Consider the following 22830-nt stretch of genomic DNA (forward strand, 5'->3'; position numbering starts at 1 on the left):
AACGTCGGTCAGTTGCCGCAGGCGCACCCTGCGGCCGTCTTATCCTCGGCATGAGCCTGCGCCGGCCCGGCTACCTGTTCGCCGGTGGTACCGCAGCACGCATCCGGGGCGCTGTCGGCACTCTTGCCAAGGGTGTCGGCGTCAGCCTTGACGACGTACACCTCCCAGGGCTCCTTGCCGGGGCCGGTGACCCAGACCTTGTCCTGGAGGGCGTAGCAGCAGGAGGTGTCGTTCTCCTCGAACGTCGCCAGGCCCGCGTCCCCGAGCCGGGCGGTGGCCGCGGTGACGTCCTCGGTGGAGGCGACCTCGACGCCGAGGTGGTCCAGGCGGGTGTCCTCGCCGGATTCACCCTCGATGAGGACGAGCTTGAGCGGGGGATCGGTGACGGCGAAGTTGGCGTAGCCCTCGCGGCGCTTGGCCGGCTCGGCGCCGAACAGCTTGGAGTAGAAAGCGATCGAGGCTTCGAGGTCGGCAACGCGCAGGGCGAGCTGGACACGGGACATGACGGACTCCCATCGAACGTCTTGTTTCGACAACTGTCGATACAGTCGACCTTGCCACCGGCATCGATGACTGTCAATATTGAAGAATGTCGAAACAAGCTGGTCTGCCGGTGCTCGGGCTCGGGCAGGATGACGATGCGGCGTGCTGCGCACCGATGACGCGCGAGCCGCTGGGCGAGGAGGCCGCGGCCGAGCTGTCGCGGATGTTCAAGGCGCTGTCGGACCCGATCCGGCTGCGACTGCTGTCCTTGATCGCCTCGCACGAGGGCGGCGAGGCGTGCGTGTGCGACCTCATCGGCCCGTTCGACGTCTCCCAGCCGACGATCTCCCACCACCTGAAGGTGCTGCGCGAAGCCGGACTGGTCGACTCCGAGCGGCGCGGGACCTGGGTGTACTACTGGGTGCTCCCTGAGGCGCTGGCGAAACTGTCCGCTCTCCTCGAGATCCCAGCCGTACCGGCGAAGGCCCTGGCGTGAGCGCGCCGGCCCCGCTGCTGCGGCGGGCCACCGTCGAGGGACTGGGTACGGCGGCACTGGTCGCGGTGGTGGTCGGCTCCGGGATACAGGCCGGCGAGCTGACCCACGACATCGGAACGCAGCTGCTGGCCAACTCCCTCGCCACCGTCTTCGGGCTCGGTGTGCTGATCGCCTTGCTCGACTCCGTGTCCGGGGCGCACTTCAACCCGGCGGTCACCCTCGCCGCCTGGTTCGCCGGGCGCCGCACCGGCGACGGCCCCGCCCTGCGCGACGTCGCCGCGTACCTGCCCGCTCAGGTCGCCGGGGCGGTCACGGGCGCGATGCTGGCCGACGCCATGTTCGGCAAGCCGCTGCTCGACTTCTCCACCCACGAGCGCTCCTCCTGGCACCTGTGGCTGGGGGAGGTCGTGGCCACCGCCGGGCTGGTCTGGCTCGTCTTCGGCCTGACCCGCGCCGGCCGCGTGCACCTCACGCCCCTGCTGGTCGCCTCCTACATCGGGGCGGCGTACTGGTTCACCTCCTCCACGTCCTTCGCGAACCCGGCCGTCACGATCGGCCGGGCGTTCACCGACACCTTCGCCGGCATCGCCCCCACCTCCGTACTGCCCTTCCTCGCCGCCCAGCTGCTCGGCGCCGCCGCAGGTCTCGGCCTGGTCGCCGTCTGCTTCGGCCGTCCGGCCGTCGCAGCCGGCGACGAGGTCATCGTCCCCGCCGACGGGCAGCCGCCCGCCGCTCCCGCACGTTCCGCAGAAGAAAGCGCCCTGGCCTGATGAGTACCTCCGCCGCCCCCTCCGTGCTGTTCGTCTGCGTGCACAACGCGGGCCGCTCCCAGATGGCCGCCGCCTTCCTCACCCGCCTCGGTGGAGACCGTGTCCAGGTGCGCTCCGCCGGGTCCGCTCCCGCCGACATGGTGAACCCGGCCGTGGTCGAGGCCATGCGGGAAGCCGGCATCGACATCTCGGCCGAGATCCCCAAGGTCCTCACCGCCGAGGCGGTGCGGTCCTCGGATGTGGTGATCACGATGGGATGCGGCGACGCCTGCCCGTACTTCCCCGGCAAGCGCTACCTGGACTGGCAGCTCGAAGACCCGGCCGGCCAGGGCGCCGCGGCGGTCCGGCCGATCCGCGACGAGATCGAACGGCGCATCCGCGGCCTGCTCGCCGAACTCGGCATCGAGCCGACGGCGTGACGGCCTCGGGGGCCGCTCTGCGCATCCAGCCCATGCGGCCGGAGCACGCCGAACAGGTCCTGGCGATCTACCAGCTGGGCATCGACGAGGGCAATGCCACCTTCGAGACCACGGCCCCGACCTGGGAAGCGTTCGACGCCGCCAAGCTGCCCGCCCACCGCCTGGTCGCCCTGGACGAGGCCGGCGGCCGGGTCCTGGGGTGGGCCGCCGTGGTGCCGGTCTCCGACCGGTGCGCGTACGCCGGCGTCGTCGAGCACTCCGTGTACGTCCACCCCGACGCCCGCGGCCGCGGCACGGGACTGGCCCTGCTGACCGCCCTGCTCGCCTCCACCGACACCGCAGGCATCTGGACGGTGCAGTCCGGCATCTTCCCGGAGAACACCGCCAGCCTCGCCCTGCACCAGCGCGCCGGGTTCCGAGTCGTCGGCACCCGCGAACGCATCGGCCGCCACCACGGAACGTGGCGCGACGTCGTCCTCGTGGAACGCCGCAGCCCCGGCCTCACCTGAACCGGCTGCCCAGTGCGCGCGGTCATCGCCCCACGGCCCGCCGCCGGCACCACTCCATGCGGTGTCGCGTGCGTGCCCAGCCGCCGAGCCTCAGAGAGGCGGGACGCGACGAAGCTCAACGACCGGTGGCGAGCATCCAGATCCCGATGGCCGTGAACAAGGTGCCGGGAAGGTAGCGCACCGGACCTCACCGCCCACGGGGAGGCCTTGACTCCGGATGACCTGGCCTGGAACGTATGCCGACTACCCTGCGCGTCGACGAATTCGACCACCGCGAAGTAGACAGGGCCGCTTTCGAGTCTGGGGCCGTCCATGTGGTGGCGGACCACTGTGCCCCTGACGCGGATCCCCTCGCGCTGGCGGCGGCACTGGGCCACGACCTCATACGTGCCGAACCCGAGGAGGGCGAGACCTGCCAGGAGCAACATCGCAACCCACACCGCTGCTTACCCTTCCCTTCCTTGCGCGACTCCTCGGGTACTTCCTGTCGCAGCGGTCGACGCGGCACCGGCCGGAGGCGGTTCCTGGTGACAACGCCGGGCTGTGCGGAGACGCTGACGCAGGCCACTCGGTCCACCATTCACCTCACTACGTAGGACACCGTCGCCGTGCGTACCCCTGCTCCGGCCCGTGATCCGAACCTCGGGCGAGAGCGCGCTGCGGATCACCGCCCGGCGCTCGCACCGCGTGCGGCCCCGCGGCGCTAACCCCGCCACCGCACCCCGTGCCGGCCCCGACTCGACGAACACCGTGCCCCAGCCGGTCCCGGCAGTCCTCGCAGCGAAATCCTCTTGCGCAATGGTCAAGAGTCGTTGACCATTGCTCGCATGCCTACCGATGATCTTCCCGAGACGTTTCACGTCACCACTGACGAGCAGTTGCGCGCCGTCTCCAACCTCACGCGTCACCGGATCATGGCCGTGCTCCGCTTCGAGCCGGCGACGATCACGCAGATCGCCGAGCGGGTCGGCCTCGCGAAGGGGAGCTCCAGCTATCACGTGCGGCTGCTGGAGCGGGCCGGCCTGGTGAAGGTGGTGCGGACGCGGAAGGTGAGGGGGGTCACCGAGCGGTACTACGCGATGGCCGCGCGGGCGATCGAGCTGCCGGATCCGGGCGAGGGAGGGCCGGATGTGCTGATGCGGCATGCGGTGGCGGACCTGGAGGCGTCGTCGGCGGAGGGCGCACGGCACGTGCGGATGGCGCATCTGCGGCTCACCGAGGAGCAGTTCGCAGAGCTGGGGGCGCGCCTGCAGGCGCTCGCGGACGAGTACCGGGAGCTGTCCGATCCGTCGCTGCCGGACGCGTCACTCGTTTTCGCACTGTTCCATCCGGCACCGCGTCAGCAGGTCGAAGGAGACGCCAAGTGACTTCAGACGTTCGGAAGCTGCCGACCGGGTTCGGACGGCTGTGGACCGCGCAGACGGTGTCCTCGCTCGGCGACGGGGTGACGCATGCCGCGCTGCCGCTGCTCGCGTTGACGCTGACACGGGACCCGATGGCGCTCGCCGTCGTCACGGCCGCGGGGACGCTGCCGTGGCTGCTCTTCGGGGTGCTCGGCGGTGCGCTGGTGGACCGCTGGGACCGTCGGCGCAGGATGTGGGTCGCCGACATGGCACGCGCCGTGCTGCTCGGGATACCCGTGGCGGCGGCCGTGCTCGGCGTGCTGAGCATCCCGCTGCTCGCGGCCGTCGCCTTCCTGCTCAGCCTCGGCGGACTCTTCTTCGATACGGCCGCCACGGCCTACCTGCCGGATCTGCTCCGCCGCGACCCCGCACTCCTGGAGCGCGCCAACTCCCGCTTGCGCGGCGCCCAGACCGCCATGTCCGGCTTCGCGGGTCCGCCTGCCGGCAGCGCGCTGCTCGCGTTCGGGCGGGCGGTTCCGCTGCTCGCCGACGCGGTGTCCTTCATGGTCTCCGCACTGCTCGTACGTACGCTGCCCGCCATGCCGCGGCCCGTGCCGGAGGTCCGCGAGTCGTTGCTTCGGCAGGCGCGGACCGGGGCCTCGTACGTCTTCCGGGACCGGCTGCTGCTCGGCCTCGCGCTCCGCCCGGCGGTCGGGAACGTGGCCTTCCTCGCCGTGGAGACCGTCCTCGCCCTCTTCGCGCACGACCGCCTCGGCATCGACACCTACGGCTTCGGCCTGCTCCTCACCGCGGAGGCCACCGGCGGCCTACTCGGCGCGGGCATCGCCTCCTACCTCGGCCGACGACTCGGCACCGGCACCGCACTGACCTGCACGGCCGCCGTCGAAGGCCTTGCCATCCTGGGCCTGGCAGCCGCCCCGAATCCGTACGTGGCCGGGCTGGCGCTCGCCGTCTGCGGGGCCGGCATGGGCGCCACGATGGTGCTCGCGCCCTCCCTCCGGCAGGCGATCGTCCCAGCCCACCTCATGGGCCGGGTCGCCTCCACCTCCCGCATGCTGGCCATGTGCGCCGCCCCCATCGGGGCGTTCCTCGGCGGCTGGCTGGCCACCACCTACGACATCCGCACCCCGCTCTACGCCGCCGCCGGCCTCCTCCTGGCGATGACGGCCGTCACGGCATCCATGACCAGCAACCGCCGGGTCGAAGCAGCGCTGCTTGCCGCCGCCCCGGCCGGCGAGCCGGACCTGGTCGATGGACATGCCGAGCTCCGCTAGGTCCTGGCGGCCGCGCGAAACACCGACGAGGCGCAGCACGCCCGCGGCGTACGTGACGCTGGCCCACAACCACGGCGAGAGGGCCGACGGCCGTGGATTCGTGCGACGGTCGGATCGCTTCCGCGGTCGGGGCTGACTAGCTCAAGCCGGCGGGGCGCCTGGGCATGGTCGGCGTGCATGACGACAAAGCTACTTACGCGTCGGGGTGTTCCGGCAGGGCTAGCCAGTCCGACCAGGAGATCTCTCGGCCGAGGAAGCGCGGCTGTTCGAACGGCCAGTCGGCGGCGATCCACCGTGGCACCAGCTCGTCGAGGGCCTGCTCGACCTTGCTGTCCACCAGCTCGTCCACCACCCACCAGGAGATCTCGCCATCCGCGCCGGCCCTCTCTGGTGGGTCGATGTAGACGCAGCCGAGCAGTGCTGTCTCCGCCGCGTCGAACAGTGCGTAGTTGAAAGACTGGTGTGCGGCGATCTCCTTCTCGTGCCGCAACAGGTCGGCCTGGTCGGCCTCGTAGGTCATGGTGGCTGCGGGCCAGCCCCAGGCTGGGCCGTAGATGGTCCACAGCCGCTCGCGCGAACCCATCACAGCCGGGTAGTCGAGCGGGGTGTCCGCCTCCCGGATCGGCCGCAGGTGATGACCACTGCCCGGCAGGGGTACCAGGACGGGATGGACGAAATTCTCGGGGAGCCAGCTCATAGCGCCCGACCGTAGCAGCGCGCTGCCGTCCGCTCCCCCTGGATTTTCCCCATATTCCGCCAGGTCCTGCTCTCACGCCCGGCAATGCCCGCGATCACCTGATCGAGACTCCCCTTTCGATCGACAGACTCCATGATCGGTAGGGCAACGGCTTCTCGGACGGGCCGGTGCGACGTCGGGGAAGCGGGCCCGAATGCGTTGCTGCTGGCGTCGGATCTCCTCCGCGGTCCCGCCGCCGATGGGCAGGCGGTCGCCACACGGACCGCGGTGGTGCTCGTCTCCTCCAATAGGTCGAGGTTCGCGCACAGGACACGCATCACCTCCTCTGGCTGGACACGGAGGGGCCGCGGTGTCCTCCGGCTCGTCCTCGTCGGGCATGTCCTCGGGCCAGAGCGCGACGTCGACCGGCTGTAGCGCGCGAACGTCCCTTCCTCGCGGTGGCCCCGCTGTCCGCGTTGGCGGAAGCGGTGGAACACCACGCTGGAACCTGATCTGATTATCGGTTGGGTCGTGTTCGCGTCAGTGCAGGTCAGCGATTCGGGGGCACCGGGCAACCGCGAATTTGCACGAACGTCCGCGAACACGCCGCCAGCCGAGGAGGGGGAGAGATGAGCAGACCAGGACGTCCGCCGGGCCCGTTGAAGGGCCGTACACCCGAGGCCAACGCCCTGGCGCGGTTCCTGCGCGAGCTGACAGCCGAGGACACCGTCAGCCAGCTCGAAGAGCGCTACCAGCTGAGCAGGAGCGTGTGGAGCGAGTACCGCTCCGGAACGAAGACCATTCCGCTCGCTCGGCTCAACCAGATCATCGAGAACCGCTACCCCCGCGACGCCCGCACCAGAACGGACAAGCTCCAGCAGGCGCGCCGCCTTCACACCGCTGCGACGACCGCGGCCCCCACGCCGGCCTCGCCCCCGACTCCGGCCACGCCCTTGGACCCGATACCCGCGACCGGTCGCGAAGTGGACCACGGCAGCGCGCGTGCGCAGAACGGCGGTCCACACGCTCCTGGCGAGGCTGCTGTGCTGACCGGTGCAGAACCGATCCCGCCAGCGGGCTCAGCGGCCCTGGAGCAGCCGGGGGACGGAACCGTCAATGAGCCGGACACCAGCACGGATCCGCGGGGCCGCCGGGCGCCGGCATCCGGGCGTGCGCCGCGCGCCGGGCGGTGGGGACGCTGGAGCGCCCCCGCGCAGTGGGCCGCACTCGCAGCCTTGGTCGCAGTGCTGGTGATCGCCAACCGAGACGGCAGCTCACCGCAGACGCCCGACGGGGCCTCCTCACCCGGAGACACAGCACAAGAACAGCCGATCGCCGCACCTGCCCCGCCGAACACCCCTGACACCCCTGCCGCAACCCCCACACCACCAGAAGGCGCCGCCCCCTCGTCCCCACCGCCGTCGAGCTCCGCGGAACAGACACCCCCACCGCTGCCGTCCGGCTGGCACATCGTCCGGGCGAAGGCGCTCCGCCTCGCCGTCGCCGTCCCCGACGGCTGGAGACTGGACGCCGACAACGCGCTCCAATCCACCTGGGTATCGCCCGACGACCGCTACGTGATCGGGGTGAAACGGGACGACACCAACGGCCACACCGCCCAGACGGCCGCCAAGGGACAACTCGCCTGGTACGCCAAGACGGAGGAGTCGAAGATGGTGGCCCTGACCGCAGAGACCCACGGGGACACACAAGGCGGAAAGGAAGCCGCACGGCTGGAGCTGGACTACCACTGGCCCGCCCGGGAGACCCCCTGCCACCGGACCGAACTCTTCGTCGCCGGTGACGGCGGACACGTCTACCAGCTCCTCGTCAACGACCAGCAGTACGACGAGCAGACTTCGGACCTCCCGCAGCTCCTGTCCACCGCCCGCGCCCAGTGGCGTACGGACGTCATCGACTGACCGACTGACCGACTGACCGACTGACCGACTGACCACGGTTCGACTCGATGCGCGGCCGGCCACGTCGAGCAGGGCCCGCTGTAGCACGTACGGGTCCCGTCCCGGGGGAACATGGCGATCCCCGTCCCCGAGCGACGGCGGTCTGGCTAGCGTGGTGCGACGGCTGCGGCGGTCGGAGGAGGGCGGCGCGAGATGGGCACGATGGTGGTGGGTTTCCGGCTCGGTTCGGACGCGAAGGGCCGGCAGGCGACGCTGGTGCTGACGCAGGCCGGCGTGCTGCACCAGAGCACGGGCGTTCTCGGGATGGCGCCCCGGCCCGCGAAGCCACATGCGCCGATCAGCCCCGACCCGCATCCGGTCCCGCGCCAGGCCGCCGAGCTGCGCAAGGTCTACGCAGCCTTGGTCGGCCGCGGCTTCACCCGCGAACTGATCGCGCCCGCATGCGTACGTCTGGAAACCGACGAGCATCCCCTGCACGACAAGCCGTACGGTCCGCACGCCCCGCTCCCGCACCCCGAACTCATCGAGGCCTTCACCGGCGCCGCACCCGCCGGCCCCGGCTCGCTCGAGGACGCCCTGGCCGCCTTCTACACGGCGATCGGCCTCACCCCCCGGCCCCGTACTGCCTTCCCACCCGGCACCGGCCGCGTGCCCGCGAGCGTACGTGAAGCACTGCGCACCCTGACCGAGGGCGGAGCCCTCAGCTCCGCCCCACGCCGCGGTCCTGGCTGGGCGGTCACAACCAGGGGATTACGCCTGCACTCCGGCACCACCAGCCGGACCCTCGATCCCCGCGAGGCAGCCGACCTTCAGGCAGCACTGACGGCCTGGCTCCACCACCAGCAACGCACCGGACGGCCGGGCGGTAGGTGAGTCCCGCCGCCGCGGGCGCAGCCCCTCGGGGCGTGAACGGCACAGGCCCCGGCCGAGTCCGCTCGGCGCCGATTCCCCGCCGGGAAAACCCACGTCACCTTGGCAGTCCGTGCGACACAATCACAGGATGATCGGCAAGCGCATCACCTATCGCACCGTGGACGGCGTCCGCATACCCGGCACATGGCGGCACGCCTTCATCCGCAACGGCAGATACTTCCTGACCGACCTCTTCATCTACGCCGACGGGCTCATCGACTGCTGGGGCCTGGTCACCATCGAGGAGTTCGAGGAGAAGCTCAGGTCCGGTTGGGTTGCCACGACCCTTCCCGACGGCGCCAAGGCATCCGCGCACGGCCTTGCGTACTGGAACTTCAGCGAGCCCCAGAGCCGGCTCACCCCGGAACTGCTGGCCGCCGAAGTCCGCGACACCATCGACCAGCTGAACGGGCGCCCCGACTCCACCGGCCGCTGCCTGGCCGCCGTCGACGCCTTCCTCGCCGATCGGACAGAGGAGAACCGAACCGCGGCACATACAGCCTTCCTGGCGATCCCGGCCTCCCGGCGCCGTTACGCGCTGAGCGACATGGACACCAAGGACTGGCCGCTGCGAGTGCTGGTGGCAGGGCCCGGAGGCCAGACCTACCGGCCTGGCGACCCGCCCGTCACACAAGAGGCCTACGACAGGGCCCTCGCGTACTTCGAGGATCGGGCCCGCTGGAGGAACGAGCGACGAACCCTCGTCTCAGCGGACGGTCCGACTGCTCCGCACGCTCCCGCAGTCCACCTCCACCACCGCTTCCCGAACCAGCCGGAGCCCGAACCCGGCCATCCCGGCCACCTCGCTCTGCGCAACGACTACCCCGCACCGATCACGGTGGGCAACGTCGACTACCCCTCCGTCGCCCACGCCTACTGGGCCCTGTCGGTCGCCCAGCCAGAGGTCGGCGCCGCCATCGCGACGGCAGACACCGATGCCGCTGCACGCAAGATCGCTGCCGGGGCACAGCGCCGCGAGGGCTGGGAGCAGTCCCGCACCGCCGTCATGACCAGCCTGCTGCGCGCCAAGTACGAACAGCATCCCGAGCTCGCCGAGATCCTGCTGGCCACGGAGGACGCCACGCTGATCTACGAAGACGTGGACTCGCTCTTCTGGGGCGACAACTCGGGCCGAGGCCGCAACTGGACCGGCCGTCTCCTCGAACTCATCCGCTCCGAGCTGTACATGCAACGCACCACGGTGTTGGGGCGCTAGGCGAAGCGGAGTTCGGGGCAGGGGGCCGACGGCAGGCTGGTTCGCCAGGGCTGGAGGACTGAAGGCGTACGCCGGCGCTGCTCTGTCGGACGTCGGTCCGTCAAGAACAACCGGTCAACCATGTCGTCGCCCATCTGTCCCTCCGGGCCAGGAAGTGACGAACAGCTGACCCGGGGACTGCCTACCAGTGCAAAGTGACACTGCCGTCGGCGTTGATCTCCTCGCGCACCGTCTCGACGTGATGCTTCCAGCCTGGAATCTCTGCTTCGGCGGTCGCACGAAGCCAGTCGGTGAACGACGCGTAGCTGCGGAGGGGAAGGTCTGCGTGCTCACCTTCGGAGTATGACCAGACCTCGGGATCAGGTCCGGTACCTCGCATGAACTCGAACTGATAGCCCTGGTGCATGAAGAAGACGCGGTCAGTGGGCTCGAAGTGAAAGGGCGATTCGTTCTCCTCGAGGAGCTCCCGGGCAGCGGTCCCAAGGCCAAGCACGCGGGGATGGTAGACGTCCTCCCCCTGCATGAAGCGCCCGGCACCACCGCCGATCAAGGAAAGGAACTCTCGGTAGGCATCTGCCATCGGAGCCTGTTGATCACGCTCGACGGCCAGGACGACCTCGGCAGACAGCCCCTGGAGCTGCTCGGGCCGGGCTGTGGTGCCGTCGGTGATCGCGTTGACCACAGCCCGTACCCGCTCCTTCGGCGTCAGCGGGCCAGACTCATTCGATGACCCCGACCACTGCTCAGGCGACCACGGACTCGCTGCGTTCTCGTCCTGGCGTCGCCTCCACCACATCTGGCACCCCCACCCTCTCCGCGATCGAGAGCTTACGCGCGCTTTCGGACGGGCCCGATCCCTAGAAGGGCCCGGGCGCGGTCACCCCCTCGGCGCGATCGGCCTGCTGACTTAGGCACGTAACACAAGGCCTGGCCGTAGCCGTATCCCCCTCCTGGCTGAGTCGGCAGTACTGCGGGAGGCGCTCGGTCCCGAGCTATACGAGGCCGTACGGCCGTCCGCCGGCGGCAGGGGCAAGGGGCTGGCTACTCCTCGGGATCCCAGGCGATCAGCTGCTCGAAGACCTGCCGGTCGCCCTCGACCTTCAGGTCGCTCAGATTGAGGCGGCCCCAGACGAAGAGGAGCAGCTGCTCGGCGGTGCCCGTGGCCGAAGCGGAGGCGGGCGCGGCGTCGTCCGGGAGGGGTGCGGGCCAGGCGCCGGTGCCGTCCAACGCGAGGAGCCAGGAGCGGCCCTCGGCGGCGTGGTAGTGGATGGTGGCGGCCTCGTGCGGCCATGCCGCCGGGGTGGAGTTGCAGGTGTCGAGGAACTCGGCCACGCCGTCGATCGCGACGTCCGTCGGCATCGGCTGCACGGTGCCTGCGGCGAGCTGGGCGTCGTAGGTGTGCACCAGGACCTCGTGCACCCGGCGCCGGGCAACGCCCCAGGCGTTCGCAGGCGATACGCCGGCGCTCCACCACGCCCAGCACTCGCGCTCCGGGCCGGCCTCGCGCAGCGCACTCAGCAGCAGTTCGTTCGACTCGGCGTACCAGGCCAGCAGCGCCTCGAGCTCGCGCGGCGCCCCCGCGGCATCCTTGGCCGGCGGAGCCGCGGCAGGGCCCGCGGTGACGATTGCGGCCCACCAGCGCTGGCCCGTACCCAGGTGCTGCACCAGATCGAACAACGTCCACTCGGGGCAGGACGGCACCCGCGCCTCAAGTCTGGGTGCGGCGGCAACGGCACTCCGGAACGCGGCCGACCGTACCTGTTTTCTAGGCGCGTAGCTGCGGGAGTTGGAGCACCTAATGGACGCCTGTCGTAGCCGCAGTCGGTGCAGGCGGACTCGGGCTTGATCACGACGAGTTGTGGGTTGCGCGCGCTGCGCCGCGGAGAACGTAAATGTGTCGACAGGGCCCTCGGCACCCGGCAAAGTGGCCGTCCGTGACGAGCAGTGAACTGTGGACCCGTGCGACCGCCGACCGCTACGACGCCGAGGAGGCCGAGGCGTCCTCGGCTGCCGTTCTCGGACCGACTCTCGCCTTCCTCGCCGAGCTCGCCGGAGACGGCCGGGCACTGGAGTTCGCCATCGGAACCGGACGAGTGGGAGTCCCGCTCCGGGAACGCGGCGTGCCGGTGGTGGGCATCGAATTGTCCGAGCACATGGCAGCGGTGCTGCGACGCAAGACGGACGAGGACACGCTCCCGGTGGTCATCGGGGACATGGCCACGACCGTCGTTCCCGGAGAGTTCACCCTGGTCTATCTCGTGTACAACACCATCACGAACCTGCTCACGCAGGACGAGCAGGTCGAGTGCTTCCGCAACGCCGCACGGCATCTGGAGCCCGGCGGCCGATTCGTCATCGAGCTGGGTGTGCCGCCGCTGCGGTTCCTTCCGCCGGGCCAGGTCGCGGTGCCGTTCGATGTTTCCGAGCAGCATCTCGGCTTCGACACCTTCGACCTGGTCGAGCAGATTCTCGTCTCGCACCACCTGACCCGCGATGGCGACGACGGCCGCTACCGCCGCGATGCCTCCCGGCACCGGTACGCCTGGCCGGCAGAGCTCGACCTGATGGCACGGATCGCCGGGCTCGAGCTGGAACGACGCGTCGCGAACTGGGACGGGGCACCGTTCACCCAGGACTCCGCGAAGCACATCTCCGTGTGGCGCAAGCCGACCTGAGGTCGACCACCGGGCTGTCGATGCCGGCCGTGCCTGTCTCCAAATTCCTATGGGAGCTAACCGCTCCACGCGTGGGTCCGCTACGACCCGGCGGGGCGGGGGAGGGCGTTGCGTAGGCGGATGCCGCCGTAGCCGAGGGTGCTGGTGGTGACGGCGTCCCAGAAGTCCCACAGGTTGTCCAGGATCCGGAGCTGGATGCCGGCGTCCTGGTGCAGGCGCAGGAGGCTGCCGACCGGCTCGGCCGGCCCGAGAGGTTCGACGGTCTCGCTGGAGACGTATGCGTGGGGTACGGGATCGCCTATGGGGCGGAAGGAGTCGACGGGGAGCCGGTAGGCGAAGAGCTCCACGCTGAGGAAGCGCTCCATCCATCCGTACTCGATCGCGTGCACACGCCGGCCGCCACCGGGGCCGATGATCCGCTCCGTGTCGTTCCCGGCCGTTGCGGGCGTGGTCCAGGCCATGGCGCGGGGGCACTGGCGGGGAAACCAATAGTCGGGAGCCTGCGCGGCATCAACGGCCCATACGACAGCTTCCGGATGCCGGGCGGTGGCAGCGATGTGCGGGCGGAAGAGGGTGATCGTGGGGTCTTCCGAGAAGTGCAGTACTTCCCCGGGCCGTGGACGCATGCGCCGGTTCTACCAGAGCGTCGATCCGCAAGCCCAACATCGCACTTCAGACCCAGCCGGCACCATCAGGCGGCCCCCACGCGGCCGGGGCACTGCCCGCTGCGGGGTCGCCACGGACAGCTCCACCATCACGGTGCCGACCGCCCGCGTCACGCGTTCGCGCACCCACCGCCGACGAAGTCGCCGTACTCCTCGCTGTGGACGCGGCCGCTGTCGCCGCCGCCCACGGTGCCGCCGTACTCGACGGTGTCGACGTCGACGTCGACGTCGATGGTTCAGGTGCCGAGGTGGCTGCGTTCCCCGTTGTGATCGAGGATGATCAGGATCTCGGCGGGGCCGCGGTCGCTGCGCAGGGTGTGCGGGGTCATGGTGGAGAACGACGCGGCTTGCCCGGCCTCGACGCGGATGACGCGTTCGCCGAGGTAGAGGACCACCGTGCCGGACAGCACGGTGAACCAGTCGCGGCCGGGGTGGACGCCCAGGTCGTCGGGGCTGACGTCGCCGGCCTGGTCGGTGATGCGCATCTTGCCCACGGTGAGGCCGTGGGGCCCGTCGTCCTTGCTGAGCAGCCAGGTCGTCAGGCCGCGGCGCTCGTCGCGCTCCGGCCGGATGACGACATCGGAGTCGTCGGGGGATTCGACGAGCTCGTCGAGGGACTTGCCCAGCGCCTCGGCGATGGCGGTGAGCTGGTCGAGACTGAGGCGCCGGTGACCGGTCTCGATGCGGCTGAGCTGGGAGGGGCTGATGCCCGCCCGCTCCGCAAGGTTGTCCAGTGACCAGCCCCGCGCCTTGCGCAGGGACCTGATCCGCATCCTGACGGTCGCGTCCAACGTCGATTCTTGCTCCACTGGCAAGACCCTATGCCAGGACAGCAACAGCCGCTCTACCGTCGAGACATGAACACACACCAAGACACTCACGGCCACATCGGGCACGGGCCGGCGGCGGGTTCCGATGTCGCGTTGGCGAAGCTGCTGGAGCTGGACGGCGAAGTCCTGGCTTCCTACTTCTCGGAGCTGACCGGCCGGCTCGCCGACCTCGCCGAACTCGCCGGCCCCTCGCCGGCCCGGATCCTGGATCTGGGCAGCGGTCCCGGCACCGGCAGCTTCGCACTGGCCCGCCGCTTCCCAGCGGCGCACGTGACGGCGGTCGACATCTCCGCGCGGATGCTGCACCGCCTGAGCCGGCAGGCCTCTGCGCACGGGCTCGCCGACCGGATCAGCACGGTCGAGGCGAACGTCGACGAGTCCTGGGCCAAGCTCAGTGAGGGTGGGCCGTACGACCTGATCTGGGCCGCAGCCTTCATGCACCACGTGGCCGACCCCGCCCGCACCTTCGCCCGGGCTTTCGAGCAGCTCCAGCCGGGCGGGCTCATCGCCGTCACCGAGATGGGCTTCTTCCCCCTGTACCTGCCCGAGGACACCGGCGTCGGCCGACCCGGTCTGGAAGCCCGCCTGCACGCCGCTACGAACACCCAGCCGCCCCACGAATGGACCGACCACCTCCGCGACGCCGGCTTCACCCTCCTGGAGCGGCGCCCCTTCGACATCCGCCTCGACGCCACGCAGGCAGGCCCGTCCCTGAACGCCTACGCCCAGGGTTCCCTGGCCAAACTGCGCTCCCACGCCACGGAAATCCTCAACGCGGATGACCTGGCCGCCCTGGACCTCCTGCTGGACGAAGAGCAGCCGCGCAGCCTCGCGCAGCGTGACGACCTGAGCGTGCGCACCACCCGCACGACATGGATCGCCCGCCGTCCCTGAACCCCAGGGCGGGTGTAGTTCTGGTCCTCTCCCGTGGTGATGCGGGCGGCGCGCACCGCTGAGGCGATCGAATGAAAGGAACAGGTGCTCGCCGACACCCCCATGGACATCGTCGACGCACCTGGGCTGAGAGCCTTGCCCCACCACGAGTCGGAGAGGATCATCACTGCGTGCAACACCGAGAAGAGCTCCACGGACTACTGCGATGCGCCGGACTCACCGTCGTCGAGGGCGTGCGCCCGGACAGCGTGTTCCCGCCGGAAGCCGGCTGGCGGATCGCGCGCGGGATCGCGGCGCCGGACGGCGCGGTACGGGAGGCGCTCGATGCCGAGTGGTGGCGCCGCCTTGCAGATGCCGACGGAGAGTTCCTGGTGGCCGTTCTCGGACACCGGATCGGCGGCAATGATTCCTGGTGGACACGGGTCCGCTACGCCGGCAGCGGTGTGCCGGGGCTGACCAGCGACCCCGGGTTCGTAGCGCTCTCCCTCGACGGTCAAGTGCTTCTCGCGGAGGTACCCGGCACGGACGGGCCTCGGGTGACGGCCCTTGACCGGCTGCCGGAGCGACTGGAGGAAGCCGCGGAGGCCGTCGGGCGTGAGACGGAGGCCGAGCGCGCCGAGGTGTGGGCAGCGGTGCCCGGCCAGCATGCGTGGCCTCTGCACTGGGCGGAGGGGATCGGATCCAATCCGGCCGCACCGGACGAACTGCTGATCCGGCTGCTGGATGTGGCGGAGGGCTTCCTCCACGGATGCGACCGGCCCGCGGTCCTCGACGCCGCCGTTTCGCACCCCGATCCGCAGGTGCGGTCGAGACCCGCCGACACCTTCCGGCCCAAGCTCACCTCCGGTCAGTGGACACGCCTGGTCCGCGCCGAACCCTCACCGAGCCGGCGCGTGCTCTGGGCCGAGCACGCCTGCATCTGGCGAGCCGAACTCCCCGAGGACCTGTACGACGACCTCCTCGCCGGCCCGTCCCGCGCCCAGGCCGCCGAACTCCCCGGGCTCCCCGCCCACCGTCTCCCGGGCCTCGCGGCCGACGCCGACCCCCGGGTGCGGTCGGCCGCCTGCGCCCGGTGGGAAGACCTCGCCGCACCGCTGCGGGAGCGGCTACTGGCCGATACGGACGACGCGGTGCGCACAGCGGCGCTCCTCGCCCATCACACGGGCGTCCCGATGCCTCGCGAGGTCTTCGCGGCACTGCCCGAGCCCCGGCGCGCGCTCGAACAATGCCGTCTCGCGCCCGAGCTGGAGGCGGAGCTGACCCGCGACGGGGACGCGCAGCTACGCCGAGCGCTGGCGGCCAACCCGGGGCTCAGCGCACACGGCGTAGCCGTCCTGGCGGAGGACCCGTACGAAGACGTCCGCTCGGCGGTGGCACTGCGGCCCGACCTCAGCGAGGAGCAGCGTGCCGCAGTGCGCTACGACTTCGACCCGACGTCGATGTCGCACACTCTGCCCTGGGTCGAGCGCCTGCACGGCGACACCGACGCAATGCGCCGCCTCGCCGGATCGTCCCATCCGCTCATCCGCCGCAGCGTGGCCCGTGCCCGCCATCTCCCACCGGACGTAGTGGAGCGTCTGGCCCGGGACGAGGACCGGCGGTCCGCCTGTTCCTCGCCGAATCATGCGACGGCGCACCAGCCGAGATGCTGCTGGAGGTCTGGCGCTGGTGGGACGGCAGCTTCAGTCACCCCGACCGCCCCCGCAGCCACCCCAACTTCCCCCGCACGGGCCTGCTGCGCTACGCCGGCGACCCCATCGGGCGGATGCGCCGCCTGGCCCTGGACGATCCGGAGTCAACGCCTGCCGACGTCGCACGTCTCGCCCGCGACCCCGAAGCCGAGGTCCGCCGCCGTGCGGCCGAGGATCCCCGGCTGTCACCGGCCGACGCGGTGCGGCTGCTGAGCGACCCCGCGTCCCACGTCCGCGCAACCGCGATACACAATCCGCAACTACCGGCCCGCGTCCTCGCCGGGCTGCTGCACGACCGCGACACGGCATGCGCGGCGGTCACCAACCCGGCGATCCCGATCTCCGTCCTGAACCGCATCCTGGCCGCAGCAGCGGCAGCGGTAGCAGCCCGGCGCCGCACACCGCCACCCCGCGGGGCCGCCGCGCTGGTCTGACCCTGAACTCCGGCACACCCCGCGGGCGGCTCGGGTCGGCCCCACTACTACAGCGAGGCCTTCGCCGGCTCGCCGGTGTGCTCTTTCGTTGATTCGGGCCCAGCTGCCGGCCTGGCTGCGGGATCGTCGGCTTCGGTGGTCCGGCCCGGGTCTGCCCGGCATGGTTGCGATCGTGGAGGGTGTTGTGGAGGAGCGGGAAGTGTGGACGACGGAGGAGTTCGGCTCCTCGCATGAAGGTGCGGTCGGGGTGCTCCTGGAGGACGGCAGTGTCCCGAGGCCGGTGTACCTCGATGCCGGTTCGGGTTCCGGCGGGGAGCCGGTGTCTCAGTGGAGTGTCTACGACGGCCGCTCGCACCATGTCCCGCGCGCGGCCGTCCTGCGTGCGGTGTGCTCCTGCGGCTGGGTTGGCCCCCGCCATGCGCTGGACTGGTCGGCGATCGCCGACCAGGACCTCGAGGAAGGCGGGGAGTCGCAGGCGGAGGCGTGCGAAGAGGACTGGGACGGCCACGCCGCCCAGGTCGAAGCCACCACCGTTCCCCTGCCCGAGAGCGTCACCATCCTGCTGGAGCGTCTGGAGGAGGAGATCGGCACGCTGGCCAAGACCTCCCCGATCGCGGCCGTACGGGCCGCACGACGGCTGGAGGTCACCGCTGAGCGGGTCGGCTACTGGGCCGCCCGGCACGCCCAGCAGGACCTGACCCCGGCACAGGCCGCCGCAGCGCTCGGCCTGGACAAGAGCGCGGCACGCAGGTTGATGGCCCGCTTCGGGCGTTGGAATCCCTACATGTGAACCGAGCTCCTGCGAGGCGATGAGGGTGTCGGGGTGGTTCGGGCCCAGCAGGCGCAGGCGGTCCTCCAGCAGCACGGCGGTTGCTTCCGCGGCCCCGGCTGCGCCCGGCCGGACAGGTGGTGGCGGGAGCCCCACCTGACAGGTCACACCGACCGCGCATCGGAGTGCGTGGCCTCGCCCGGTGACGCAGCGCGGGGCGAGGCCGGCCGGGTGACTTTGACCTTGACCGAGGCGATCACGTCGAGGAAGTGCACCTCGCCTCGGGCGCCGCGCTTGAGGGGTTCGCCGGCGATGGCGCTGGCGGCACGCACTTCTTCTGCGGTGAAGGCGGCGAGGAACGTCCCATCCTCTATGCCGACTCCGAAGGAGGCGCGGCTCTGATCGCCAAATCCGATGGCACCGACAGCTTTCCGGCGATAAGACTGCACCGGTGAACACCCAGCCACCACTGCCCGACCCGCTCCTCCTTCCGGTACGGGACCCGCGCGCCCGCGACCTCGTGCTCGACTATGCGGACATGCACGCCCTGGTTGCCGAGCTGGTCCTGCCCGGCAACGCGTCGATGTACGTCATGAGCGCCATGGAAACCTCCCGCGAGCTCATCCGGCACTCCTACTACCGGTACGAGTTCGCCACCGTCGCCGTCACGCATTCCCTGTTCGCCCTCGAGCACGTCCTCGCCGAGCGTCTGGCCACGAAGGAACCGCTCCACGCCCTCATCGAGCGGGCCACCGACGCAGGGCTCATCACGACCGAACTCGCCGCCGAACTCGACCGCAGCCGACTGCTGCGCGACAAGCTCACGCAGGGCGCCGAGTCGAGTGCCGCCCTCCGCCCTGCCGGGGCCGTCGCCATGGTGCGTGCCGTGTTCGATGCCGTCTCCCTGCTCCTTCGCCCGCCGTCCACGGCAGAGGCGACGGCCGCCGACGTGGGCGGCGCACAGCCCGACGGCGGACTCGCCCGGCTGTGGGAGGACCATCTGCGCGCACTGTTCCCCGACGGCTTCCGCGGCGTGGACTTCGACGGCGTCGACCTGGTCCTCCTGGACGCCGACGTCGCCGGCCTCGTACTGACGGAGCTGAAGGGCGGACTCGACGACAGTGGCATCGCCTACCTCTGGCGCTGCATCGCCAACCTCGACAAGATCGTCCCTTTGATCAACGAGGAGTACTGCGCCTCCTACTTCACGAAGCTTCGTACGATGGCCCAGGTCGCGGCAGCGCCCTACACACCCGCCGCGACCTGACCGCCAGGGTTGAAGCAGACTCGGAGCCTCCCCGCGACCTCGTCAGGGTCTGGCTCGATCACGCCAGGCGCCTACCCAGGGGAGGCGCGCGTATCGCCTGGGCCACGGCGAAATGACTGGTCGGCCTGGGCGCGCGAGTCCGACACATGCTGACTGAGATGCGGCGGCCGGTGTTCTCCGCGGGTCAGTCCTGGCACCACGCCCTCCTCGCAGAGCCAGGAGGGAACGGGGCGCCTGGCGCCCGACCCTCTCCAGAATCCCCGTACCGATCGTCTGATCAACGAAAACGCGGGCAGGCGGACAGGTGGGGCGGAGGGAGGTCCGAGGATGTCCGGAATCCGCGACCTGTTCGGCCGCGCGAAGGACTCCGCGACCGCGCTGGGTGAGCGGCGCGCACGGGCACTGGCCCGCCACGACGCCGAGGAGGCGGCCGAGCGGGAGCGCGCGGTGCGGGCCCGCCTGGACCGCGCCCGCGCGCCCGACCCGGCCCGTGCGGTGCCCTGGGGCATGCGGGTCGCGGCCGAGGTCGCCTGGCGGTTCCTGGTGCTCGCCGCCGCCCTGTGGGTGGTCATGCGGGTGATCGGTTCCGTCCGGCTGGTCGCGCTCGCCTTCGTCGCCTCGCTGCTGATCACCGCGCTGCTCCAGCCGACGGTCGCCCGGTTGCACCGCCGGGGCCTGCCCCAGGGGCTCGCCACCGTCGTCACGGCGCTCTGTGGATTCCTCGCCCTCGGCCTGATCGGCTGGTTCGTCGTATGGCAGGTGCTCGACAATTTGGACAGCCTGTCCAAACGTCTCCAGGAAGGCATCGCGGAGCTGAAACGGTGGCTCCTCGACAGTCCGTTCCACGTGACCGAGCAGCAGATCAACGACATCACCGAGCGCCTGAGCGACGCGATCGGCACCAGCACCAGCGAGATCACCTCGACCGGTCTCCAAGGGGTGACCGTCCTGATCGAGGTCATCACCGGCATGCTCCTGGCGATGTTCATCACGATCTTCCTGCTGTACGACGGCAGACGGGTCTGGGAGTGGACGGTGAGGCTGCTGCCGGTCAACGTGCGCCCCGGAATGGCCGGAGCCGGCCCGCCCGCCTGGCGGACGCTCACCGCATACATCCGCGGAACGCTGATCGTCGCCCTGATCGACGCCGTGTTCATCGGGGTGGGCATCTACTTCCTCGGGGTGCCGCTGGCCGTGCCCATCGCCGTGGTGATCTTCCTGGCCTCGTTCGTGCCGCTGATCGGCGCCATCGCCTCCGGGGCGCTCGCCGTGATCGTCGCGCTGGTGACCCGGGGCGTCTTCACTGCGCTGATGACCCTGCTGGTGGTACTTGTCGTCCAACAGATCGAGGGGCACATCCTGCAACCGTTCATCCTGGGGCGGGCCGTCCGGATCCATCCGCTGGCCGTGGCCCTGTCCGTCGCCACGGGCGGGCTGATCGCCGGTATCGGCGGAGCAGTCGTAGCCGTCCCCCTGGTGGCCGTCGTGAACACAGTGATCGTGCACCTCCGCGCCCACGCGGGCGAGGACGGGGGGCCGGCACCGGAACCGGTCGCCGGACCGCACCCCGAAGGGGCGCCCACACCGGACCCGGACCCGGGCGCGGACCTCGGGCCTCCCGCGGCGCCGGTGGGGCCCGCGGCTCCCGTGGTTCCCCCAGAGTCCGTGAAGTCCGCGGAGCCCGGCTCCCCGGCCGTCGACGAGGACCCCGCCGAGCGCGCTGAGCCGCCCAAGCGGCCACCCGATGCCGTGGAGTAGTCTCGGGTCGGGAACCGGGGCCCGTTCCCCGCGTCCACCCGGGTATTCCTTGCGCGTCCGCTGGGCACGGCCCCGGGCTCGTCGCGCCCGGCAACGCACAGCCCGCCATCCCGCGATCAGCGGCCAGAAAGCCGGACCGACGCTGGCACGCAATGGGCCGCGGCTCGTGCAGCGGTAGGCCCGGCTCGCCCGAGCGAGCCAGCAGTTGGCGACTTCTACGGTCCGCTCTTCGCGCTCATGGAGGCCAACACTCGCGCCTATGAGGCGTTTTGTGGGCGGTATGCCCGCCAATACTGACGGGGTACGAGAGCACCGTGGCGCGCTGGGCATCTGGTGAGTCGGCGCATACGAGTCCTTCACCCAGTTCCAGTGGCCCGACCTGAAGGACTACGCCGCTACTCGCTTCACGCGAGTCAAGCAGCAGCGGGCTGCCCTTCTCGGTCGGCGGCGGTGAAGCCCGAGGAGTAGCGGGCGCTACATCCCGGAACAGCGATCCGGTGATCCGACTCAAGCGGCATGGCGGACGGGGGAGCGGTGGGCCCTGGAGGGGGAGTGGGGGGCTTGGGATCTCTCATGGCAGGGGGCTGTTGGGCGGGGAGGAGTGGTTCTTCGGGCTGGGGCCGGTGCCGACGGGCCTCTAGGCGCTGCCGGGTCGGCCGGAAGCCGCATGGCTGCGCCGACGCGGCTGTCTGCGGCCCGCTCGCGAGTGAGGCCGCGCGAGCCCCTCGGATGGTGCCGCCCGCTGATCGGGCATCGGCTGGAGTGCCTGCCGTATTTGGCTGGCAGGTGCATGACGAAGTGGTGGGGTGCGGGGCTACCTTCTTAGGGCTCCGGAGGGGCGGCTGCCCGAACGTGTCGGCCACAGGCGGGCGATGGCGGCGTCTCCAGTGCCCCGGCTCCGCCGAGGGGCCGGGTCCCCCCACGCATGAAGGAAGACGACCATGTCTCTGGGCACCTGGCTGAAAGTCGGCACCTCCGCCGCCGCGATGGTCCTCGCGGCGGCCACCGCCGCGACCGCGGCACCCGCGCCCATACCGAACGCCGCCGCAGCGGTAGTGACGCTCCGATACGACGACAGCCGGGCCGGCGGCTGGGAAGCGGCCATCGCGGCCGGGGTCGCTTCCTGGAACGCGAACGTCAGCAACGTTCGGCTGGTGGAGGCCGCGCCGGGGGTTCGGGCCGAGATCGTCATCGTGGCCACGACCGGCTGGCCGCAGGCCACCCTCGGTCCGGTCCGTCCCGGGCGACAGGTGCGAGTCGAACTGGGCTCGCAGGCTGTGAGCCAGGGGTACGACAAGACGCGAATCGCCGCGCACGAACTGGGCCACAGCCTGGGTCTCCCGGACACCAAGCCGGGGCCGTGCTCCCAGCTGATGTCCGGGTCCAGCGCCGGGACGGCCTGCACCAACGCCGTGCCCAATGCGACCGAGCGGTCCCGCGTGCAGAACGCGTACGCGAACGGGCTTGCGTCAACTGTGCCGACCGACGGCCGGGTACTCATCGACGCCCCCTGACCGTCGGGTCGGCGGGTCTGAGGGTGGACCGGTGCGGGGGCCTGGCTGGGACGTGACTCCCGGCGGGCAGCCGTGCCGGTCCACAGCCCTTCATCGGGAAGCGGCTTCGGCGCGGGCAAGTCCCGCTGACCCGCCGCATACGGCCGTGGAGCAGCCGGGCGTCGGGGAGGCGGGGCTGTTGGTCAGCACCCGGTGCCGGCCTGTGCTCGCAGCCCGCGCAGCCGACATCGCGTGTTCCAGCCCTGCCGCCGGTCCGTCCTGGCACCGGCTGGTGCATGATCGTGTCCGTGCA

The 22830-nt window shown here is 70.8% G+C and carries 24 protein-coding genes and 1 pseudogene; 17 read left to right on the forward strand and 8 right to left on the reverse strand.

Annotated features, from left to right (window positions below):
• Positions 1-8: 8 nt before the first annotated feature.
• The gene (locus ACFWP3_RS02770; protein ID WP_384215612.1) at positions 9-503 is read right to left on the reverse strand and encodes an ArsI/CadI family heavy metal resistance metalloenzyme; all 495 of its coding nucleotides are present in this window, start codon (positions 501-503) and stop codon (positions 9-11) included.
• 86 nt (positions 504-589) lie between these two features.
• Here ACFWP3_RS02770 and ACFWP3_RS02775 point away from each other — a divergent pair, with 86 nt between their 5' ends.
• Genes ACFWP3_RS02775 through ACFWP3_RS02790 form a run of 4 tightly spaced genes read left to right on the forward strand, consistent with a single transcriptional unit; the run spans position 590 to position 2677 of the window.
• Positions 590-979, forward strand: a complete 390-nt coding sequence (locus tag ACFWP3_RS02775) for an ArsR/SmtB family transcription factor (RefSeq protein WP_384215613.1) — start codon at positions 590-592, stop codon at positions 977-979.
• Positions 976-1749, forward strand: coding sequence for an aquaporin (locus ACFWP3_RS02780; protein ID WP_384215614.1), 774 nt, complete (start codon positions 976-978; stop codon positions 1747-1749). The genes ACFWP3_RS02775 and ACFWP3_RS02780 overlap by 4 nt, the downstream gene beginning before the upstream one ends.
• Complete coding sequence (locus ACFWP3_RS02785) at positions 1749-2168, forward strand: arsenate reductase ArsC (protein WP_384215615.1); 420 nt, start codon at positions 1749-1751, stop codon at positions 2166-2168. The genes ACFWP3_RS02780 and ACFWP3_RS02785 overlap by 1 nt, the downstream gene beginning before the upstream one ends.
• A complete protein-coding gene (locus ACFWP3_RS02790; protein ID WP_384215616.1) occupies positions 2165-2677 on the forward strand; it encodes a GNAT family N-acetyltransferase in 513 nt (170 codons plus the stop codon). Before ACFWP3_RS02785 ends, ACFWP3_RS02790 begins: the two co-directional genes overlap by 4 nt.
• A 188-nt stretch (positions 2678-2865) precedes the next feature.
• Here the strand turns inward: ACFWP3_RS02790 and ACFWP3_RS02795 are convergent.
• Positions 2866-3105 (reverse strand): annotated as a pseudogene (locus ACFWP3_RS02795) (DUF3592 domain-containing protein); the annotation flags it as partial.
• 399 nt (positions 3106-3504) lie between these two features.
• On the opposite strand from ACFWP3_RS02795, the gene ACFWP3_RS02800 reads away from it, so the two are divergent.
• Positions 3505-4044, forward strand: a complete 540-nt coding sequence (locus ACFWP3_RS02800; RefSeq protein ID WP_384215617.1) for an ArsR/SmtB family transcription factor — start codon at positions 3505-3507, stop codon at positions 4042-4044.
• The gene (locus ACFWP3_RS02805) at positions 4041-5315 is read left to right on the forward strand and encodes an MFS transporter (protein WP_384215618.1); all 1275 of its coding nucleotides are present in this window, start codon (positions 4041-4043) and stop codon (positions 5313-5315) included. The genes ACFWP3_RS02800 and ACFWP3_RS02805 overlap by 4 nt, the downstream gene beginning before the upstream one ends.
• A 193-nt stretch (positions 5316-5508) precedes the next feature.
• Here ACFWP3_RS02805 and ACFWP3_RS02810 read toward each other — a convergent pair whose 3' ends face one another.
• Entirely contained in the window at positions 5509-6012 is a 504-nt protein-coding gene (locus ACFWP3_RS02810; RefSeq protein WP_384215619.1) for an N-acetyltransferase, read from the reverse strand.
• Positions 6013-6620: 608 nt separating this feature from the next.
• On the opposite strand from ACFWP3_RS02810, the gene ACFWP3_RS02815 reads away from it, so the two are divergent.
• From ACFWP3_RS02815 to ACFWP3_RS02825, 3 genes are all read left to right on the forward strand, one after another.
• Positions 6621-7913 (forward strand): hypothetical protein, encoded by a 1293-nt coding sequence (locus ACFWP3_RS02815; RefSeq protein ID WP_384215620.1) that lies wholly within the window; start codon positions 6621-6623, stop codon positions 7911-7913.
• Positions 7914-8105: 192 nt separating this feature from the next.
• Positions 8106-8786: a hypothetical protein gene (locus ACFWP3_RS02820; protein WP_384215621.1), complete on the forward strand. Its 681-nt coding sequence runs from the start codon at positions 8106-8108 to the stop codon at positions 8784-8786.
• A 127-nt stretch (positions 8787-8913) separates the two neighbouring features.
• A complete protein-coding gene (locus ACFWP3_RS02825; protein ID WP_384215622.1) occupies positions 8914-10041 on the forward strand; it encodes an NADAR family protein in 1128 nt (375 codons plus the stop codon).
• Between the two features lie 181 nt (positions 10042-10222).
• On the opposite strand, the gene ACFWP3_RS02830 is transcribed toward ACFWP3_RS02825, so the two are convergent.
• Together ACFWP3_RS02830 and ACFWP3_RS02835 are read right to left on the reverse strand one after the other, a co-directional pair.
• The gene (locus tag ACFWP3_RS02830) at positions 10223-10723 is read right to left on the reverse strand and encodes an SMI1/KNR4 family protein (RefSeq protein WP_384215623.1); all 501 of its coding nucleotides are present in this window, start codon (positions 10721-10723) and stop codon (positions 10223-10225) included.
• 359 nt (positions 10724-11082) lie between these two features.
• Positions 11083-11841 carry a maleylpyruvate isomerase family mycothiol-dependent enzyme gene (locus ACFWP3_RS02835; protein WP_384215692.1) on the reverse strand — a complete coding sequence of 253 codons (759 nt, stop codon included), beginning with the start codon at positions 11839-11841 and terminating at the stop codon, positions 11083-11085.
• 134 nt (positions 11842-11975) lie between these two features.
• Between ACFWP3_RS02835 and ACFWP3_RS02840 the strand changes: the two genes are divergently transcribed.
• Complete coding sequence (locus tag ACFWP3_RS02840; protein WP_384215624.1) at positions 11976-12716, forward strand: class I SAM-dependent DNA methyltransferase; 741 nt, start codon at positions 11976-11978, stop codon at positions 12714-12716.
• An 80-nt stretch (positions 12717-12796) separates the two neighbouring features.
• Here ACFWP3_RS02840 and ACFWP3_RS02845 read toward each other — a convergent pair whose 3' ends face one another.
• Positions 12797-13342 (reverse strand): DUF6886 family protein, encoded by a 546-nt coding sequence (locus ACFWP3_RS02845; protein ID WP_384215625.1) that lies wholly within the window; start codon positions 13340-13342, stop codon positions 12797-12799.
• Between the two features lie 275 nt (positions 13343-13617).
• Positions 13618-14154: a helix-turn-helix domain-containing protein gene (locus tag ACFWP3_RS02850; protein ID WP_384215693.1), complete on the reverse strand. Its 537-nt coding sequence runs from the start codon at positions 14152-14154 to the stop codon at positions 13618-13620.
• A gap of 84 nt (positions 14155-14238) precedes the next feature.
• On the opposite strand from ACFWP3_RS02850, the gene ACFWP3_RS02855 reads away from it, so the two are divergent.
• From ACFWP3_RS02855 to ACFWP3_RS02870, 4 genes are all read left to right on the forward strand, one after another.
• Positions 14239-15105 (forward strand): class I SAM-dependent methyltransferase, encoded by an 867-nt coding sequence (locus ACFWP3_RS02855; RefSeq protein ID WP_384215626.1) that lies wholly within the window; start codon positions 14239-14241, stop codon positions 15103-15105.
• 170 nt (positions 15106-15275) lie between these two features.
• On the forward strand, positions 15276-17009 hold the full coding sequence (locus tag ACFWP3_RS02860; RefSeq protein WP_384215627.1) for a hypothetical protein: 1734 nt from the start codon (positions 15276-15278) through the stop codon (positions 17007-17009).
• Complete coding sequence (locus ACFWP3_RS02865; protein WP_384215628.1) at positions 16997-17230, forward strand: hypothetical protein; 234 nt, start codon at positions 16997-16999, stop codon at positions 17228-17230. The genes ACFWP3_RS02860 and ACFWP3_RS02865 overlap by 13 nt, the downstream gene beginning before the upstream one ends.
• A 172-nt stretch (positions 17231-17402) precedes the next feature.
• Complete coding sequence (locus tag ACFWP3_RS02870; RefSeq protein ID WP_384215629.1) at positions 17403-18020, forward strand: hypothetical protein; 618 nt, start codon at positions 17403-17405, stop codon at positions 18018-18020.
• A gap of 143 nt (positions 18021-18163) precedes the next feature.
• Here ACFWP3_RS02870 and ACFWP3_RS02875 read toward each other — a convergent pair whose 3' ends face one another.
• Positions 18164-18448: a hypothetical protein gene (locus ACFWP3_RS02875; RefSeq protein WP_384215630.1), complete on the reverse strand. Its 285-nt coding sequence runs from the start codon at positions 18446-18448 to the stop codon at positions 18164-18166.
• A 2-nt stretch (positions 18449-18450) separates the two neighbouring features.
• Here ACFWP3_RS02875 and ACFWP3_RS02880 point away from each other — a divergent pair, with 2 nt between their 5' ends.
• The 3 genes from ACFWP3_RS02880 to ACFWP3_RS02890 all read left to right on the forward strand — a co-directional run bounded on the left by ACFWP3_RS02880 (position 18451) and on the right by ACFWP3_RS02890 (position 22538).
• Positions 18451-19266: a hypothetical protein gene (locus ACFWP3_RS02880; RefSeq protein WP_384215631.1), complete on the forward strand. Its 816-nt coding sequence runs from the start codon at positions 18451-18453 to the stop codon at positions 19264-19266.
• A gap of 327 nt (positions 19267-19593) precedes the next feature.
• Complete coding sequence (locus tag ACFWP3_RS02885; RefSeq protein ID WP_384215632.1) at positions 19594-21024, forward strand: AI-2E family transporter; 1431 nt, start codon at positions 19594-19596, stop codon at positions 21022-21024.
• A gap of 941 nt (positions 21025-21965) precedes the next feature.
• Complete coding sequence (locus ACFWP3_RS02890) at positions 21966-22538, forward strand: snapalysin family zinc-dependent metalloprotease (protein ID WP_384215633.1); 573 nt, start codon at positions 21966-21968, stop codon at positions 22536-22538.
• Positions 22539-22830: the final 292 nt, after the last annotated feature.

The sequence above is a fragment of the Streptomyces sp. NPDC058525 genome (assembly GCF_042719495.1).
Taxonomy (GTDB): Bacteria; Actinomycetota; Actinomycetes; order Streptomycetales; family Streptomycetaceae; genus Streptomyces.

What these genes read in the sequence shown, in the direction of transcription:
- ACFWP3_RS02770 (WP_384215612.1), bottom strand. Translation starts at nt 503, where the DNA reads ATGTCCCGTGTCCAGCTCGCCCTGCGCGTTGCCGACCTCGAAGCCTCG.
- ACFWP3_RS02775 (WP_384215613.1), top strand. Translation starts at nt 590, where the DNA reads ATGTCGAAACAAGCTGGTCTGCCGGTGCTCGGGCTCGGGCAGGATGAC.
- ACFWP3_RS02785 (WP_384215615.1), top strand. Translation starts at nt 1,749, where the DNA reads ATGAGTACCTCCGCCGCCCCCTCCGTGCTGTTCGTCTGCGTGCACAAC.
- ACFWP3_RS02800 (WP_384215617.1), top strand. Translation starts at nt 3,505, where the DNA reads ATGCCTACCGATGATCTTCCCGAGACGTTTCACGTCACCACTGACGAG.
- ACFWP3_RS02810 (WP_384215619.1), bottom strand. Translation starts at nt 6,012, where the DNA reads ATGAGCTGGCTCCCCGAGAATTTCGTCCATCCCGTCCTGGTACCCCTG.
- ACFWP3_RS02815 (WP_384215620.1), top strand. Translation starts at nt 6,621, where the DNA reads ATGAGCAGACCAGGACGTCCGCCGGGCCCGTTGAAGGGCCGTACACCC.
- ACFWP3_RS02820 (WP_384215621.1), top strand. Translation starts at nt 8,106, where the DNA reads ATGGGCACGATGGTGGTGGGTTTCCGGCTCGGTTCGGACGCGAAGGGC.
- ACFWP3_RS02825 (WP_384215622.1), top strand. Translation starts at nt 8,914, where the DNA reads ATGATCGGCAAGCGCATCACCTATCGCACCGTGGACGGCGTCCGCATA.
- ACFWP3_RS02845 (WP_384215625.1), bottom strand. Translation starts at nt 13,342, where the DNA reads ATGCGTCCACGGCCCGGGGAAGTACTGCACTTCTCGGAAGACCCCACG.
- ACFWP3_RS02850 (WP_384215693.1), bottom strand. Translation starts at nt 14,154, where the DNA reads ATGCGGATCAGGTCCCTGCGCAAGGCGCGGGGCTGGTCACTGGACAAC.
- ACFWP3_RS02855 (WP_384215626.1), top strand. Translation starts at nt 14,239, where the DNA reads ATGAACACACACCAAGACACTCACGGCCACATCGGGCACGGGCCGGCG.
- ACFWP3_RS02885 (WP_384215632.1), top strand. Translation starts at nt 19,594, where the DNA reads ATGTCCGGAATCCGCGACCTGTTCGGCCGCGCGAAGGACTCCGCGACC.
- ACFWP3_RS02890 (WP_384215633.1), top strand. Translation starts at nt 21,966, where the DNA reads ATGTCTCTGGGCACCTGGCTGAAAGTCGGCACCTCCGCCGCCGCGATG.